Consider the following 12,574-nt stretch of genomic DNA (forward strand, 5'->3'; position numbering starts at 1 on the left):
GGTGCCGGGGCCGCCATTTGCCATGACGATTGCCCCGGCCTTGTTGCCGAGCCCGGTGGTGGCGGTGGTTTCGATCGCGATCGGCGGCAATTGCTTGGCGCCGTCGCGCACGCCGCCCTGGATCAGCCCGCCGTCGCCATAGGGCATGGCGCGGTAGAACGGCTGGCCGGTGAGCCAGCCCTTGTCGACGTAAGCGAGGAAGTTGGCCGTGGTGAGCGGGGCGCGGCCGCGATCGAGGGCAACGGTTATTTTTCCCAGGTCGGTCTCAAGCGCGACGCGGACGAGGTCGGGCTGCGGGGCGGCAGGGGCCTGCGCGGCGAGCGGGCTGGCGGTCGCGGCGAGCAGCGCGGCGAGGATCAGGGGCGGTTTCATGAGGCGCGTCCTAGCGAGTCGAATCTGAACCGCCGCTTCACGCCTTTCCACGCCTCTGCCAAGCCCTTATAGGGCGCCGCGTGACCAGCCTTCCACTGTCCGAACCGCGCGCGCTGTACGCCGACTGGCGTGACCTCGTCGCACTGACCAAGCCCAGGGTGATGAGCCTGGTGGTGTTCACCGGGCTGTGCGGGATGCTCGCTGCGCCGGTGCTGCCGCCGCTGGTGCTCGGCTTCACCGCGATCCTGTGCATCGCGCTCGCCGCGGGGGCCGCGGGGGCGTTAAACCAATGGTATAAGGCCGACCTCGACGGGCACATGAAGCGCACCGCCGGGCGGCCGCTGCCGGCGGGGCGGATGGAGCGCCAGACCGCGCTCCACTTCGGGGTTGGCCTCAGCGTGTTCTCGGTGATCCTGATGGACCTTGCCGCCAATCACCTGGCGGCGGCGCTGCTCGCGGCGTCGATCCTGTTCTACGTGCTAGTTTACACCGTGTGGCTCAAGCGGCGGACCGCGCAGAACATCGTCATCGGCGGTGCCGCCGGGGCGTTCCCGCCGCTGATCGGCTGGGTCGCCGCGACCGGCGAATTCGCCGCGCTGCCCTTGCTGCTGTTCGCGATCATATTCCTGTGGACGCCGCCGCACTTCTGGTCGCTGTCGCTGTTCGTGCGCTCGGACTATGCCGCGGCCAAGGTGCCGATGCTGCCGGTCACCGCCGGGCTCGCCGCGACCCGCCGCCAGATCTTCATTTACTCATTGCCGATGGCGGCCGCCGCGGTCGCGCCGTGGGCGCTGGGGCTGACCGGGGCGTTGTACGGGATCGTCGCCGCGGTGCTCAGCGCGGCGTTCCTCGTGCTCGCCGCCGCCGTGCTCGCCAACCGCGCCGCCGAGCCGGCCGGGATGGGGCCCGAAAAGCGGCTGTTCGGTTTTTCGGTGCTGTATTTGTTCGCCTTGTTCGGCGTGCTCGTCGCCGACCGGATGCTCGGCGCATGACCCCGCGGCCCGACGACGAAATCATCAAGCGCCAGCGCGAGCGGGCGCGGCTGATGGCGTGGCTGTTGGGCGGCTTCGTCATTCTGCTGTTCTTCATCACCATCGCCAAAATGGGGCTGAAGCCATGACCGCGCTGGCCCAGCGCAACACCCGCACCGCGCTGTGGATGGCGCTGCTGGCGGCGGCGATGGTCGGCTTGGCGTTCGCCTCGGTGCCGCTCTACCGCTTGTTCTGCGACGTCACCGGGTTTGGCGGAACGCCGCTGAGGGCGGAGCAAGCGCCGGGTGCAGCGGCGGGCCAAGTCGGGGTGCGGTTCGACGCCAACATCGACCCGCGGCTGCCGTGGCGGTTCGAGCCGGTCGAGACCACGGTGCGAATCAAGCCCGGCGCGCAGACCCAAGTGGCGTATCGGGCGACCAACCTCACCGCGCGGACCACCACCGGTACCGCGGTGTTCAACGTCACACCGGCGCTGGCGGGCAAATATTTCAGCAAGATCCAGTGCTTCTGTTTCTCCGAGCAGACGCTCAAGGGCGGCGAGAGCATCGACATGCCGGTGATCTTCTACGTCGACCCCAAGCTGCGCACCGACCCGGCCACCAAGGACATCGACGAGATCACGCTGAGCTATACATTTTACCCGGTGGAATCTCCCGCGACGGGCGGCTAAAGCCCCGCCGAGACAAGAGGAAAGCCGCATGGCCGCGACCAAGAATCACGATTACCATCTCGTCGAGCCCGATCCGTGGCCGATCATCGGCGCGTTCGCCGCCTTCGCGCTATTCGGCGGCGCGGTGATGTGGATGCACGACAACCCGTACGGCAAGTTCGTCACCGTAGCCGGCTTCGTCGCGGTGCTGGTAACGATGGCGAGCTGGTGGGCGAACACGATCAAGGAAGCGCACCAGGGTGACCATACCCCGGTGGTCCAGCTCCACCTACGCTATGGGATGATCCTGTTCATCGCCTCCGAGGTGATGTTCTTCCTCGCCTGGTTCTGGGCCTTTTTCGACGCATCATTGTTCCCCTCGGCGACCGAGGCGGTGGGCGGGGTGTGGCCGCCCAAGGGCATCGAAACGCTCGACCCGTGGGGCTTCCCGCTATTGAACACGATGATCCTGCTGTGCTCGGGGACGACCGTCACCTGGGCCCACCATGCGCTGATCAACGGCGACCGCGAGGGACTCAACAAGGGCCTGTTGCTGACGATCCTGCTTGGCCTGCTGTTCACCAGCATCCAGGCCTATGAGTATGTCCACGCGCCGTTCGCCTTCAAAGGCAATATCTATGGCGCGACCTTTTTCATGGCGACCGGCTTTCACGGCTTCCACGTCATCGTCGGCACGATCTTCCTGATCGTCTGCCTGATCCGCGCCAACAAGGGCCACTTCACGCCGCGCCAGCATTTCGGGTTCGAGGCGGCCGCCTGGTACTGGCACTTCGTCGACGTCGTCTGGCTGTTCCTGTTCGTGTCGATCTACATCTGGGGCGGCTGGGGCGCGCCGGTCCACGGCTGACGTGGCCCTCCGCTCGCCGCTGGCGGCCGCGCTGACGGGCGCATGCCCGCAATGCGGTGCCGGCGGGCTGTTCGCCAGCTGGATTGGATTCGTGCCCAAGTGCCGCAGCTGCGGGCTCGATGTCGCCGCGTTCAACGTCGGCGACGGGCCGGCGGCGTTCCTGATTTTGATCATCGGGGCGCTGCTGACGACCGCCGCGATCGTCACCGAACTGGCGCTCGAGCCGCCGTTTTGGGTGCACATCGTGTGGCTTCCGGTGGGGGCCGCGCTGACGATTTTCGGCCTGCGCTTCGGCAAGGCGCTGCTGCTGATGCAGGAATACCGTCTCCGCGCGCGCGAAGGGCGAATCGCCCCGTGATCCGCCGCCTGCCGTTGCTGCCGACGCTGGTGGTGCTCGCCGCCGCCGCGATCATGATCGGGCTCGGCGTGTGGCAGCTGGGGCGGGCCAAGCAAAAGGACGCGCTGATTGCGCGCTACCAGGCGGCGCAGAACTTGCCGCCGGTGGCGTTTCCGTCCTCGCCACTGGCGGATGACGCGCTGCCCTTGTTCCGCCGCGCCGACGGACTTTGCCTGCGCCCGGTCAACAAACGCGTTACCGCCGGCCGCAACCGCGCCGGCGACACCGGCTATGTCGTGATCATCGAGTGCGCCACCGGCGCCGAGGGACCGGGGATCGCGGTCGAGCTGGGGTGGACTTCGAACCCGACAACGGCGGTCCAATGGCGCGGCGGGCCGGTCAGCGGGATTATCGCGCCCGACCGCAAGATGCGGCTGCGGCTGGTCGCCGACACGCCGCCGGTGGCGGGGCTGCAACCGAGCGCGCCGCCGTCGCTCGAAGTGATCCCCAACAACCACCGCTCGTACGCGGTGCAATGGTTCCTGTTCGCCGCGCTGGCGCTGCTGATCTACGGGCTCGCGGTACGCAAGCGCCTGGCCGTGGCCAAACCGTGATGCGGCTGACCACTCTCGACAGCGGCCTGCGCGTCGCCAGCCGCGAAATGGTTGGGTTTTCGACCGCCGCGGTCGGGCTGTACGCCGACAGCGGATCGCGCAGCGAACCGGCGGCGATCAACGGCATCGCGCATTTGTTCGAGCATATGGTGTTCAAGGGCGCCGGTGGGCGCTCGGCACGCGAATTAAGCGAAGCGATCGAGGATGTCGGCGGCGAATTAAATGCCTGCACCGAGCGCGACGGCACCAGTTTTACCGCCAGCGTGATGCCCGAGCATGTCGGGCTGGCGGTCGAGATGATTTCCGACCTCATTCTCCGCCCGCATCTCGCAGAGGACGATCTCACGCGCGAAAAGGACGTCGTGCTGCAGGAACTTGGCGAGGCCGAGGATACGCCCAACGACATCATTTTCGACGATCTGTGGAGCGCCTCGTTCGAGGGACAGGCGATCGGGCGATCGATCCTCGGCGATACCGCGAGCATCGCGCGGATTACGCGGGGCGACCTCGAGGCGTGGCGGACGGGGCAGTATCGCGGCAGCAATTTGATCTTGGTCGGGGCGGGCAAGCTCGAGCATGACGCGCTGGTCGCGCTTGCCGAGACGCATTTCGCGGAGGTCGGGATTGGCGAGGTCGCGCCACCCGACCCCGCGCGGTTCACCGGCGGCTCGCGCCTTGGCCGCGCGCCGAGCGAGCAGGCGTATCTGACAATCGCGTTCGAGGCGCCCCACGCGCGCGCGCCCGATTATTTCGCCGCGCGGCTGTTCTGCGACTTGGTCGGGGGCGGGATGTCATCGCGACTTTTCCAGGCGCTGCGCGAGGACCGCGGACTGGCTTACTCGATCTACTCGACGCTCCACCCGTTCGCCGACACCGGGCTGTTCTACACCTATGCGGCGACCGCCAAGCGGCAGTCTGGACCGGCGGCGCAACTCATCGAGGAGGTCATCCACGCCGCGGCCAAGGACGCCACCCAGCGCGAGCTCGACCGGGCCAAGACTCAGGCCCGCGCGGCGCTGCTGATGTCGCTCGAGACGCCGTGGGGCCAGGCGAGCTATGTCGCGCGGCAATTGGCGGTGCACGGGCGGCTGGTCGAGCCCGCGGAACTGGTCGCGGGGCTCGACGCGGTGACCCTCGACGAAGTGCGCGCGGCGGGGGCGAAGATGATCGCCGGACCGCGCGCGCGGGCGACGATCGGGGTGCCCGCGGTCCGCGCGGCGTGAGCGATCTCGTCACGATCGTCGCCGAGCCGTGGGATGACTATGGACTCATCGACAGCGGCGACGGACGCAAGCTCGAGCGCTACGGGGCGGTGACTGTCGCCCGCCCCGAGCCGCAGGCGATGTGGGCGCCGGCGACCGCCGCGTGGGACCCCGACGCGACCTTCGTTTCCGGATCTGACGAGGACGGCGGCGGGCGCTGGGTCCAGCACCGCCCGGTGCCGCGCGAGTGGGCGCTGGCGCGGGGCAAGGTGCGGTTTAACGCCTCGCTTACGCCCTTCCGCCATTTGGGCTTTTTCCCCGACATGGCGCCGCAATGGGATTGGATGCGCAACCGCGCCGAGGACGCCGATATCCTCAACCTGTTCGGCTACACCGGGGTGGGCACGCTTCTGCTGAGCGAGGCCGGCGCGCGGCTGGTGCATGTCGATGCATCGAAGAAGTCGGTCGAGGGCGGCAAGGCCAATGCGGCGCTATCGGGGCTGAGCGAGCGGCCGATCCGGTGGATCGTCGACGACGCGCAAAAGTTCGCCGCGCGCGAAGTGCGGCGGGGCAAGCGCTACGACGGGATTTTGCTCGATCCGCCCAAGTTCGGGCGCGGGCCCGAGGGCGAGATGTGGCGGCTCGAGGAGCATCTTGCGCGGCTCATCGCCGACTGCCGCAAACTGCTCGACGGCGACAGCCGCTTCCTCGTGCTGACGGTGTATGCGGTGCGGATGTCGGCGCTGGCGATTGGGGAGCTGGTGCGGCAATCGCTGGGCGATCTCGGCGGGACGGTCGAGGTCGGCGAGATGGCGGTGCGCGAGGAAGCGCGCGGGTTGCTCCTGCCGACGGCGATTTTCGCGCGCTGGGCTAAGTCCTAGACGCGCGGATTGCGGCGCCCGCTACGAACGGGGTGGCAGCAACAATCAACAACGAAATTGCTGCTTCGAGGAGCAACGCGCCTGACCGTGCGTCGCCGGTGGCGGCCGCACCGAAGATCAGTAGCGGGATCGCCAGCGGCAGCAGCAGCAATCCGCCGAGCGCGCCGGCGCGGGGCAGGCCGGCGGTCAGCGCGGCGACCGCGACGGCGAGCGCGGCCAGCGCGGGGGTGCCGACGGCCAGCGCGGACACTGCGCGCACCATCTGGCCGGGGGCGAGGCCGAGGACGAGCGCGGCGGGGATCGCGGCGAGCAGCAGGAACGGGCCGAACGCCAGCCAGTGGGCGGCGATCTTGGCCGCGGCGACGGCTTCCTCGGCGGCGCCGCGGAGGGCGAGCTGGTCGAGCACGCCGGCGGCGCGGTCGGGCTCGATCAGGCGGTCGATGGGGAGCAAGGCGGCGGTCAGCGCGGCGACCCACATCGCCCCGCCGCCGATGCGGGCGAGCAATGCCGCGTCGGGGCCGACGGCGAACGGAATGAGGGTGGCGACGAGCAGGAAGAAGGCGATCGGCAGCCACGCGGCCCCGGCCAGCGAGCGGCGCAATTCGCGGGCAATCAGGCGGGCGATCACTGGCCGAGTTCCAGCCGGCGCCAGTCGCCGCTGAGCGGAGTGTGCGAGGCCGCGAGCACCGCGCCGCCGCCCGCGCGGTGCGCGGCGATGGCGGTGTCGAGCCGTGCCGCGCCGTCGCGGTCGAGTGCGTTGAGCGGCTCGTCGAGCAGCCACAGCGGCGCGCCCGACGCGGCGACGCGAGCCAGACCGGCGCGGCGCAACTGGCCGGCGGAGAGCAGGCGCACGGGGACATGGGCGAGCGCGGCAAGGCCAAACGCGTCGATTGCCGAATCGAGGTTGGCGGGCGCCCAGAACGCCAGAGCGCGCTTGAGCGGCAGCTCGCGGTCGAGCGCGGGGTGCTCGTCGGCGAGCGCCCGCTTGGCGCGCTCGACGTACCCCGCGGCGGGCTGGAGCAGCCCGGCGGCGAGGCGCAGCAGGCTCGATTTGCCGCTGCCGTTGGGGCCGACGACATGGAGCGCATCGCCGGGCTCGAGCGCGAGATCGAGGCCGTCGAACAGCCGCCGTCCGCCGCGGTCGAGCGCGACCCCCGCGAACCGCAGCAGTGCGCTCACTGCACGGCTTCCTCGAGCGCGTGCATGGCGTCGTCGGACAAGCCGAAATGGTGGCCGGCCTCGTGGATCAGGACGTGGGCGACAAGGTGCTCGAGGCTGTCCTCCCCGTCGGCCCATTCGTCGAGGATCGGCCGGCGGAACAGGCGGATGCGGTCGGGCAAAGTGCCCGAATGCTCGACGCTCTTTTCTGTAATTGGCAGGCCCTCGTAGAGGCCGGTCAGGTCGAACGCATCGTCGATGCCAATTTCGGCCAGCGTCTTCTCGTCGGCGAAATCTTCGACTTGCAGCACGACGTCGGCGAGGTGGGCGGCGAACGGTTGGGGCAGCGACGCCAGCGCGCGGCGGGCGATCGCCTCGAAGTCGGCGGCCGACGGGGCGACGCCGAAGCGGCGGCTGGGGGGCGCGTCCATCATGCCGACGCACTAGGGTTGCGGCGGCGGGGCGGCAAGCGCGCCAGCCTTGCTCCGGGCGCGGCGTCCATCTATCTGGCCGCCTTCCAGAGCATGCGGAGCGGTGGCCGAGTGGTCGAAGGCGCTCGCCTGGAAAGTGAGTATACGGCAAAACCGTATCGAGGGTTCGAATCCCTCCCGCTCCGCCAGCTAGTCAAGCTATTGTAAGGACGGGACAAATCGCTGCCTTACAATCCCCGAAAAAAGCCTTTCATGGCCCCTAAAACACACCCGTGAGAGGCATTTGCGCGGTCCAGCTCCCGCCAAAACACGGTTTTTCTCTGAACGCGAATTCGAAGGTCTGGGATTGGTCCGGGTTCGGCCTGCGGCAAGAAAAACTTGGGTCAGAAGTTTGGGCGGTCCCAGCGAGCGGAAATCGCGCCGGGCGCAGTCAATCGCTTGACCGTCAGATGAGTTGCCAGTGTGCCATCGATGACCCTCGCGAGGATCTGCGGCGGCAAAAAGGCGAGGCGTACGATCCGCGCGACATAGGGGCCGCTGATTCCTTCGCGCCGTGCGAGGTCCTCGACAATCATATCAGTATTGGCCTGCAGTTCCTGCCACCAGCTACGGCCCTGCACGATCGCCTTGACGAGCGTTCGGTCGACGGTGGGCGCGGCCGCGCTGCCGTTTTGTTGGATCAGCCGCATCACATGACCGCTGCGCTTCAACCGAGCGTTGACATTGAGCTTGATGGCCTCGTTCGCAATGCTGACGCCAAGCAGTCGGCCCAGTGCAATCGGATCAAACAGAATGCTGACCTGTTCGGCGCCAAGTCGGATTTCGGCGATCAGGTCCCGATGCAGCTTGGTGGCCGGAGCGCGCCGACCGGCAAGCCCGGTCGCTGCGTCTTTGCCTCGGCTCACAATCGCCTTGAGCGCATCCGGCGAGGGCATCTCGACTTTCGATCGCGCGAAGAGCTCAATCGGATCATTCAGGAGCGCGACAATCCTTGCCCGAACCAGCGGCTCGATTTCGCGGGCAGGAAGCCGCCAGCCGTTAGCGCTGCACGCATCGCCTGAGTGGTGCAAATCACGGCTGACGTAATAGCGATAGCGGACCTTCCCCTTGCAGGCATGCGTGGCGATCATTGGCACGCCGCGGTGATCGACCAGCTTTCCGGCGAGCAGGCTGGTCTCTGCGGGAGCTGGTCCGCGGGCACCCTTGATGTTGGCGGCAAGGCGGCCCTGCACCTGGTACCACTCGTCTTGCTCAACAATCGGCGGGTAGTTGGCCTCATAGGAGCGTCCGCCATGATCGATCCGGGCGATGTAGCTCGGGTTCGACAGAATCTTATAAAGCTGACCCCGGCTGAACGGCCGCCCGCCGAAGGCGCGACCGCCTGCCGTGTTGCGCGCTGGCGAGTGAACGTGCTGGCTTTCCAGTTCGACCGCGAGCAGCCGGACATTGCCGAGATCGATGTAGCGGCGGAAGATGTGGCGTATGATGGCCGCATCCTCCTCGACGATGGCGAGGCTGCGGCCATTTGGCTGGTAGCCGATTGGCGGCGTACCGCCCATCCACATGCCTCGTGCCTTCGATTGCGCGATCTTGTCGCGGATGCGTTCGGCGGTCACCTCGCGCTCGAACTGCGCGAACGACAGCAGCATGTTCAAGGTTAGCCGGCCCATGCTCGTGGTGGTGTTGAACGACTGGGTGATCGAGACGAAACTCGTGCCGGTTTTGTCGAACGCTTCGACCAGTTTTGCAAAGTCGAGCAGTGATCGGGTCAGCCGGTCGACCTTGTAGACTACGACAATGTCGATGTGGCCCGCGGCAATGTTGGCGAGAAGCCGCTGAAGGCCGGGTCGGGCAAGGGTGCCACCTGAGATGCCGCCGTCGTCATAGCGGTCTCGGACCAGCGTCCAGCCTTCGCTTGCTTGGCTTTTGACGTAAGCGGCGCAGGCCTCGTGCTGGGCATCGAGGCTATTGAAGTCTTGCTCGAGGCCCTCCTCGCTCGACTTTCGCGTATAGATGGCACAGCGCAGGCGGGTCACGCGACACGCTTGTTGGTTTTCGTGCCAAAGAAGGCCGGCCCCGACCATTGGGTCCCGGTAATCGATCGCGCAATGATCGACAGACTGGACCAGTCGCGATCCTTCCAGCGGTATTGCCCGTCCTCGGCCACGGTGACGACGTGCACCTTGCCGCGCCACTCGCGCACAAAGCGGGTGCCGACCGCTACCCCTCCCGACGCTCGGCCGTTAGCGATTTCCTGCAGCTTTCGCTCGGTGGCCTTGGTGACGCCGCCCATGGCTTTTGACTGAAGGTGATGGGCGAGCGCGAGGCGCAGCAGGCCGGCGCTGACCTTTGGCGGGGTCGCGCCAACCTGCCGGCTCCAAGCGCTGCGCAACTCGGCGAGTGGCATGGACTCCAGCGCGGTCAACTCGGCGTCCAAATCAACAGGAATCATTCCGGCGCGACCGCGCGGTAGGTCCGAACCCCGTCAACCTTGTCGCTGCTGATGGCATAGCCCTTTTTCTTAAGGCCGGTCAGCGCCGCCCGTGTGGTGTGCGGAAGCCAGCCGGTCGCCGCGATCATCTGATCAAGCGTGGCTCCCTCGTCGCGGACGATCAGCGCCGCCAGTTGCTGTTGCTTGCTGGGTGCTTTTTGCGTCGCCGGCGACACAGTGGCTTTTGGCCGCGAAGCAAGGATGTGCTTGGTTGTGCCCGCGGCAGCAATGTCGAACTTGTTACCCGACGGGGCACCTGATCGTTTTTTGGACGTCTTAGTCATGGTGGGTCTCCATCGTGGCGCAGCCTGATGCTGGTCCACCACCCACAGCCCCGCCGGTGCAACCGGTCGGGGCAGCGGCACTTCAGCGCCGCGACTCGATGCCATGACCAATGCTCTGGTTCGAACGGAAGTCCAGTCGAGATGACGGGTGGGAGAAAAAGCTCAGCTGTATTTCGCAGGAGGGGAGGCCAGTGCTTGCGTTGGGGACGTCGACGCGATTGTCCGGAGACGGGCTGGACGGAACGGCTCACAGCAGCCCGTAAGCGCTTTGGGATGCAAGTTCGCCAAGTCGTAATGTCCGCTTTCGACCCAAAGCAGACATTCACTAGCAATCGATCCACCGTTTGACGCACCTCCGCCAGAGGCGATCAAGATGACCTGTCGCTATGTTAGAGCATCGGCTCTTCAGCGACGCTGCCAGACTCGCCTTCACGTTGATAGTGACGCAGCCCGCAAACCTTCCGGTGAATTTCTTCGTTGACGGAGTCTCGTTCAATCGTCCGCCAACTTTGCTCGTATCGCGAGATTTGACCGGAGGTTAGGCCTCCAACAGCGATCGCAACATCCACGCGGTCTTCTCGTGAACGGTCAGCCGCTGGGTCAACAAGTCCGCAGTCGGTTCATCATCCGCGTTTGTTGCGACCGGAAAGACGGCACGCGCGGTCCGTGCCACCGCTTCGTGGCCGGATACCAGTATCGCGATCATTTCGAGCGCTTTCGGGGGCTCGGGCGGTGCGTCGCTTATCGACGCGAGCGCACCAAACTGAGCGTACGAACCAGGTGCCTTGTGGCCGAGCGACCGGATCCGCTCTGCGATCAGGTCCACCGAATTCCAAAGCTCGGTATACTGCAGCATGAACATCTCGTGCAGCGTGTTGAACATCGGACCCGTGACGTTCCAGTGGAAGTTGTGCGTGGTCAGATAGAGCGTGTAGGTGTCGGCCAGCAGCCGGGAAAGGCCGCCGCTGATCGCTAAACGGTCGTCCGCGCTGATTCCGATATCGATTTTGTCGGGCGAGGTTTTTCCCATGCGACACGCTCCCTGTTTTGATAAGACTGAGCTTTATACAAGACAGTGCCTGATCGCGACCTCAGGCGATGGCCAGACCGACGTCTGAGTTGTTGCGCGTCGCGTTCGAGTACGGACAGGTCTGGTGCGCTGTCTCGACCAGCTTTTCGCGTCCACCATTTTTCAATGACCGAGCGTCGGTCGAAGGTGCAGCAATCTTCGCCGGGTACCAATGGGGTACCAGATTTAACGGGCGCGACGACCGACCGCCGCGACAAGTTTTCTGCCGGCGGAGCACTCCGCGGGAGGCGAATGGCAGCTTCCGATGCTTCGGAAGCCGCCAAACCGCGCCGCGAAAGGTTGGAGGGAAACCTTAGCCTGGCAGCGAAACTGCGTCGGTGGCGTGAATAACGCCATTCGACTGCATGACGTTCGCCTGGGTGACAGTAGAAGTGCCTCCCTTGGCATCAGATAGAATGATTTTGTCGCCCTGCTTGCGAGCAGTGAGCGTGGCGCCTTGAACGGTCACCAGCCGTGCTTGACCACCGCCAGCCTTGATCATCGATGAGAGATCCGCAGCCGTGAGTCGGCCCGGAACAACGTGGTAGGTCAGCACGGATTGCAGCATCGCTTTGTTTTCAGGCCGGAGAAGAGATTCCACGGTGCCGGCCGGCAACTTGGTAAAGGCGGCATTGGTGGGCGCAAACACGGTGAATGGACCCGGCCCAGTCAAGGTATCAACAAGGCCCGCTGCTTTCACCGCGGCTACCAACGTGGTGTGCTCAGGCGAGTTTGAGGCGTTCTCTACGATCGTCTTAGCGGGATACATCGGTGCACCACCGACGTAGGAAATCGCGTTTGAGCCGTCGCCGGCCATCGGCGTCATTGTCATGCACCCAGCCAGCGCTGTCGCTGAAAGTGCAAGTATTGTTTTGGAAATGTTGGACATCATCATGTGCTCCGTTGTGAAAAGTGTCAGATTAGGGGGCCAAACGCTCTCGCACGCGGACGCGATCGTCAATGTCCATCTGCGCTGACCAAAATGCGGCAGGAATCGATTAAAAATGCTCGCCGTCAAAACGGCGCCCAGCGCCGGCAAGGAATAAGCTTGGGCGTTTTGCGGCGACACCATAGGTCGCGACCGTGATGGCAGCCGCTCCTATCAGGACAGCATGTCCAATAATGCTTACGGCAAACACGGTGTAGCTTCCGATAGCAACCGAGAACGCGAGCGCCCACATCCACCCAAGAAGTTGCAACACCATATGGCGCGTGTTCAAATGAGG

18 protein-coding genes, 1 tRNA gene and 1 pseudogene are annotated in these 12,574 nt (G+C 65.9%); 9 read left to right on the plus strand and 11 right to left on the minus strand.

Features of this window, described 5'->3' with window-relative positions; all coding sequences use genetic code 11:
• On the minus strand, positions 1 to 372 hold a 372-nt coding region (locus tag RMP08_RS07340; protein ID WP_310468342.1), incomplete at its 3' end, for a peptidylprolyl isomerase.
• Positions 373 to 533: 161 nt separating this feature from the next.
• Here RMP08_RS07340 and RMP08_RS07345 point away from each other — a divergent pair.
• Genes RMP08_RS07345 through RMP08_RS07380 form a run of 8 tightly spaced genes read left to right on the plus strand, consistent with a single transcriptional unit; the run spans position 534 to position 5,915 of the window.
• Positions 534 to 1,364, plus strand: coding sequence for a heme o synthase (locus tag RMP08_RS07345; protein ID WP_409049779.1), 831 nt, complete (start codon positions 534 to 536; stop codon positions 1,362 to 1,364).
• Positions 1,361 to 1,492 (plus strand): hypothetical protein, encoded by a 132-nt coding sequence (locus tag RMP08_RS07350; protein ID WP_310468344.1) that lies wholly within the window; start codon positions 1,361 to 1,363, stop codon positions 1,490 to 1,492. The genes RMP08_RS07345 and RMP08_RS07350 overlap by 4 nt, the downstream gene beginning before the upstream one ends.
• Positions 1,489 to 2,034 (plus strand): cytochrome c oxidase assembly protein, encoded by a 546-nt coding sequence (locus tag RMP08_RS07355; RefSeq protein ID WP_310468346.1) that lies wholly within the window; start codon positions 1,489 to 1,491, stop codon positions 2,032 to 2,034. The genes RMP08_RS07350 and RMP08_RS07355 overlap by 4 nt, the downstream gene beginning before the upstream one ends.
• A gap of 28 nt (positions 2,035 to 2,062) precedes the next feature.
• Positions 2,063 to 2,881 (plus strand): cytochrome c oxidase subunit 3, encoded by an 819-nt coding sequence (locus RMP08_RS07360; protein WP_310468347.1) that lies wholly within the window; start codon positions 2,063 to 2,065, stop codon positions 2,879 to 2,881.
• Position 2,882: 1 nt separating this feature from the next.
• Positions 2,883 to 3,239 (plus strand): DUF983 domain-containing protein, encoded by a 357-nt coding sequence (locus tag RMP08_RS07365; RefSeq protein WP_310468348.1) that lies wholly within the window; start codon positions 2,883 to 2,885, stop codon positions 3,237 to 3,239.
• The gene (locus RMP08_RS07370) at positions 3,239 to 3,832 is read left to right on the plus strand and encodes an SURF1 family protein (protein WP_310468359.1); all 594 of its coding nucleotides are present in this window, start codon (positions 3,239 to 3,241) and stop codon (positions 3,830 to 3,832) included. The genes RMP08_RS07365 and RMP08_RS07370 overlap by 1 nt, the downstream gene beginning before the upstream one ends.
• Positions 3,832 to 5,055, plus strand: a complete 1,224-nt coding sequence (locus tag RMP08_RS07375) for a pitrilysin family protein (RefSeq protein WP_310468349.1) — start codon at positions 3,832 to 3,834, stop codon at positions 5,053 to 5,055. Before RMP08_RS07370 ends, RMP08_RS07375 begins: the two co-directional genes overlap by 1 nt.
• Positions 5,052 to 5,915 (plus strand): class I SAM-dependent methyltransferase, encoded by an 864-nt coding sequence (locus tag RMP08_RS07380; RefSeq protein ID WP_310468350.1) that lies wholly within the window; start codon positions 5,052 to 5,054, stop codon positions 5,913 to 5,915. Before RMP08_RS07375 ends, RMP08_RS07380 begins: the two co-directional genes overlap by 4 nt.
• Here RMP08_RS07380 and RMP08_RS07385 read toward each other — a convergent pair.
• From RMP08_RS07385 to RMP08_RS07395, 3 genes are read right to left on the minus strand one after another with little or no spacing between them, the layout of a single operon-like run.
• A complete protein-coding gene (locus tag RMP08_RS07385; protein ID WP_310468351.1) occupies positions 5,905 to 6,543 on the minus strand; it encodes a heme exporter protein CcmB in 639 nt (212 codons plus the stop codon). The two genes, RMP08_RS07380 and RMP08_RS07385, sit on opposite strands and share 11 nt — an antisense overlap.
• Complete coding sequence (ccmA, locus tag RMP08_RS07390; protein ID WP_310468352.1) at positions 6,540 to 7,094, minus strand: heme ABC exporter ATP-binding protein CcmA; 555 nt, start codon at positions 7,092 to 7,094, stop codon at positions 6,540 to 6,542. Before ccmA ends, RMP08_RS07385 begins: the two co-directional genes overlap by 4 nt.
• Positions 7,091 to 7,507, minus strand: a complete 417-nt coding sequence (locus RMP08_RS07395; protein WP_310468353.1) for a metallopeptidase family protein — start codon at positions 7,505 to 7,507, stop codon at positions 7,091 to 7,093. The genes ccmA and RMP08_RS07395 overlap by 4 nt, the downstream gene beginning before the upstream one ends.
• A gap of 94 nt (positions 7,508 to 7,601) precedes the next feature.
• Here RMP08_RS07395 and RMP08_RS07400 point away from each other — a divergent pair.
• Positions 7,602 to 7,692 (plus strand) — tRNA-Ser (locus RMP08_RS07400).
• A 195-nt stretch (positions 7,693 to 7,887) separates the two neighbouring features.
• Here RMP08_RS07400 and RMP08_RS07405 read toward each other — a convergent pair.
• The 7 genes and pseudogenes from RMP08_RS07405 to RMP08_RS07435 all read right to left on the minus strand — a co-directional run.
• The gene (locus RMP08_RS07405; RefSeq protein ID WP_310468354.1) at positions 7,888 to 9,540 is read right to left on the minus strand and encodes a recombinase family protein; all 1,653 of its coding nucleotides are present in this window, start codon (positions 9,538 to 9,540) and stop codon (positions 7,888 to 7,890) included.
• Positions 9,537 to 9,956 (minus strand): DUF2924 domain-containing protein, encoded by a 420-nt coding sequence (locus RMP08_RS07410; RefSeq protein WP_310468355.1) that lies wholly within the window; start codon positions 9,954 to 9,956, stop codon positions 9,537 to 9,539. Before RMP08_RS07410 ends, RMP08_RS07405 begins: the two co-directional genes overlap by 4 nt.
• Positions 9,953 to 10,279, minus strand: a complete 327-nt coding sequence (locus tag RMP08_RS07415; RefSeq protein WP_310468356.1) for a DUF3489 domain-containing protein — start codon at positions 10,277 to 10,279, stop codon at positions 9,953 to 9,955. The genes RMP08_RS07410 and RMP08_RS07415 overlap by 4 nt, the downstream gene beginning before the upstream one ends.
• 538 nt (positions 10,280 to 10,817) lie before the next feature.
• Positions 10,818 to 11,309 (minus strand): Dps family protein, encoded by a 492-nt coding sequence (locus tag RMP08_RS07420; RefSeq protein WP_310468357.1) that lies wholly within the window; start codon positions 11,307 to 11,309, stop codon positions 10,818 to 10,820.
• Positions 11,310 to 11,370: 61 nt separating this feature from the next.
• Positions 11,371 to 11,457 (minus strand): annotated as a pseudogene (locus tag RMP08_RS07425) (organic hydroperoxide resistance protein); the annotation flags it as partial.
• A gap of 204 nt (positions 11,458 to 11,661) precedes the next feature.
• On the minus strand, positions 11,662 to 12,243 hold the full coding sequence (locus RMP08_RS07430; protein ID WP_409049778.1) for a fasciclin domain-containing protein: 582 nt from the start codon (positions 12,241 to 12,243) through the stop codon (positions 11,662 to 11,664).
• 103 nt (positions 12,244 to 12,346) lie between these two features.
• Positions 12,347 to 12,574: hypothetical protein (locus tag RMP08_RS07435; RefSeq protein ID WP_310468358.1), on the minus strand; the 228-nt coding region annotated here is incomplete at its 5' end.

Source organism: Sphingomonas sp., assembly GCF_031426035.1.
Classification (GTDB): domain Bacteria; phylum Pseudomonadota; class Alphaproteobacteria; order Sphingomonadales; family Sphingomonadaceae; genus Sphingomicrobium.

Bases quoted from the DNA above. Each gene is read 5' to 3' on its own strand.
- RMP08_RS07410 (WP_310468355.1), bottom strand. From the start codon at position 9,956: ATGATTCCTGTTGATTTGGACGCCGAGTTGACCGCGCTGGAGTCCATG.
- RMP08_RS07360 (WP_310468347.1), top strand. From the start codon at position 2,063: ATGGCCGCGACCAAGAATCACGATTACCATCTCGTCGAGCCCGATCCG.
- RMP08_RS07375 (WP_310468349.1), top strand. From the start codon at position 3,832: ATGCGGCTGACCACTCTCGACAGCGGCCTGCGCGTCGCCAGCCGCGAA.
- RMP08_RS07430 (WP_409049778.1), bottom strand. From the start codon at position 12,243: ATGATGATGTCCAACATTTCCAAAACAATACTTGCACTTTCAGCGACA.
- RMP08_RS07345 (WP_409049779.1), top strand. From the start codon at position 534: ATGAGCCTGGTGGTGTTCACCGGGCTGTGCGGGATGCTCGCTGCGCCG.
- RMP08_RS07395 (WP_310468353.1), bottom strand. From the start codon at position 7,507: ATGATGGACGCGCCCCCCAGCCGCCGCTTCGGCGTCGCCCCGTCGGCC.
- RMP08_RS07420 (WP_310468357.1), bottom strand. From the start codon at position 11,309: ATGGGAAAAACCTCGCCCGACAAAATCGATATCGGAATCAGCGCGGAC.
- RMP08_RS07350 (WP_310468344.1), top strand. From the start codon at position 1,361: ATGACCCCGCGGCCCGACGACGAAATCATCAAGCGCCAGCGCGAGCGG.
- RMP08_RS07415 (WP_310468356.1), bottom strand. From the start codon at position 10,279: ATGACTAAGACGTCCAAAAAACGATCAGGTGCCCCGTCGGGTAACAAG.
- RMP08_RS07355 (WP_310468346.1), top strand. From the start codon at position 1,489: ATGACCGCGCTGGCCCAGCGCAACACCCGCACCGCGCTGTGGATGGCG.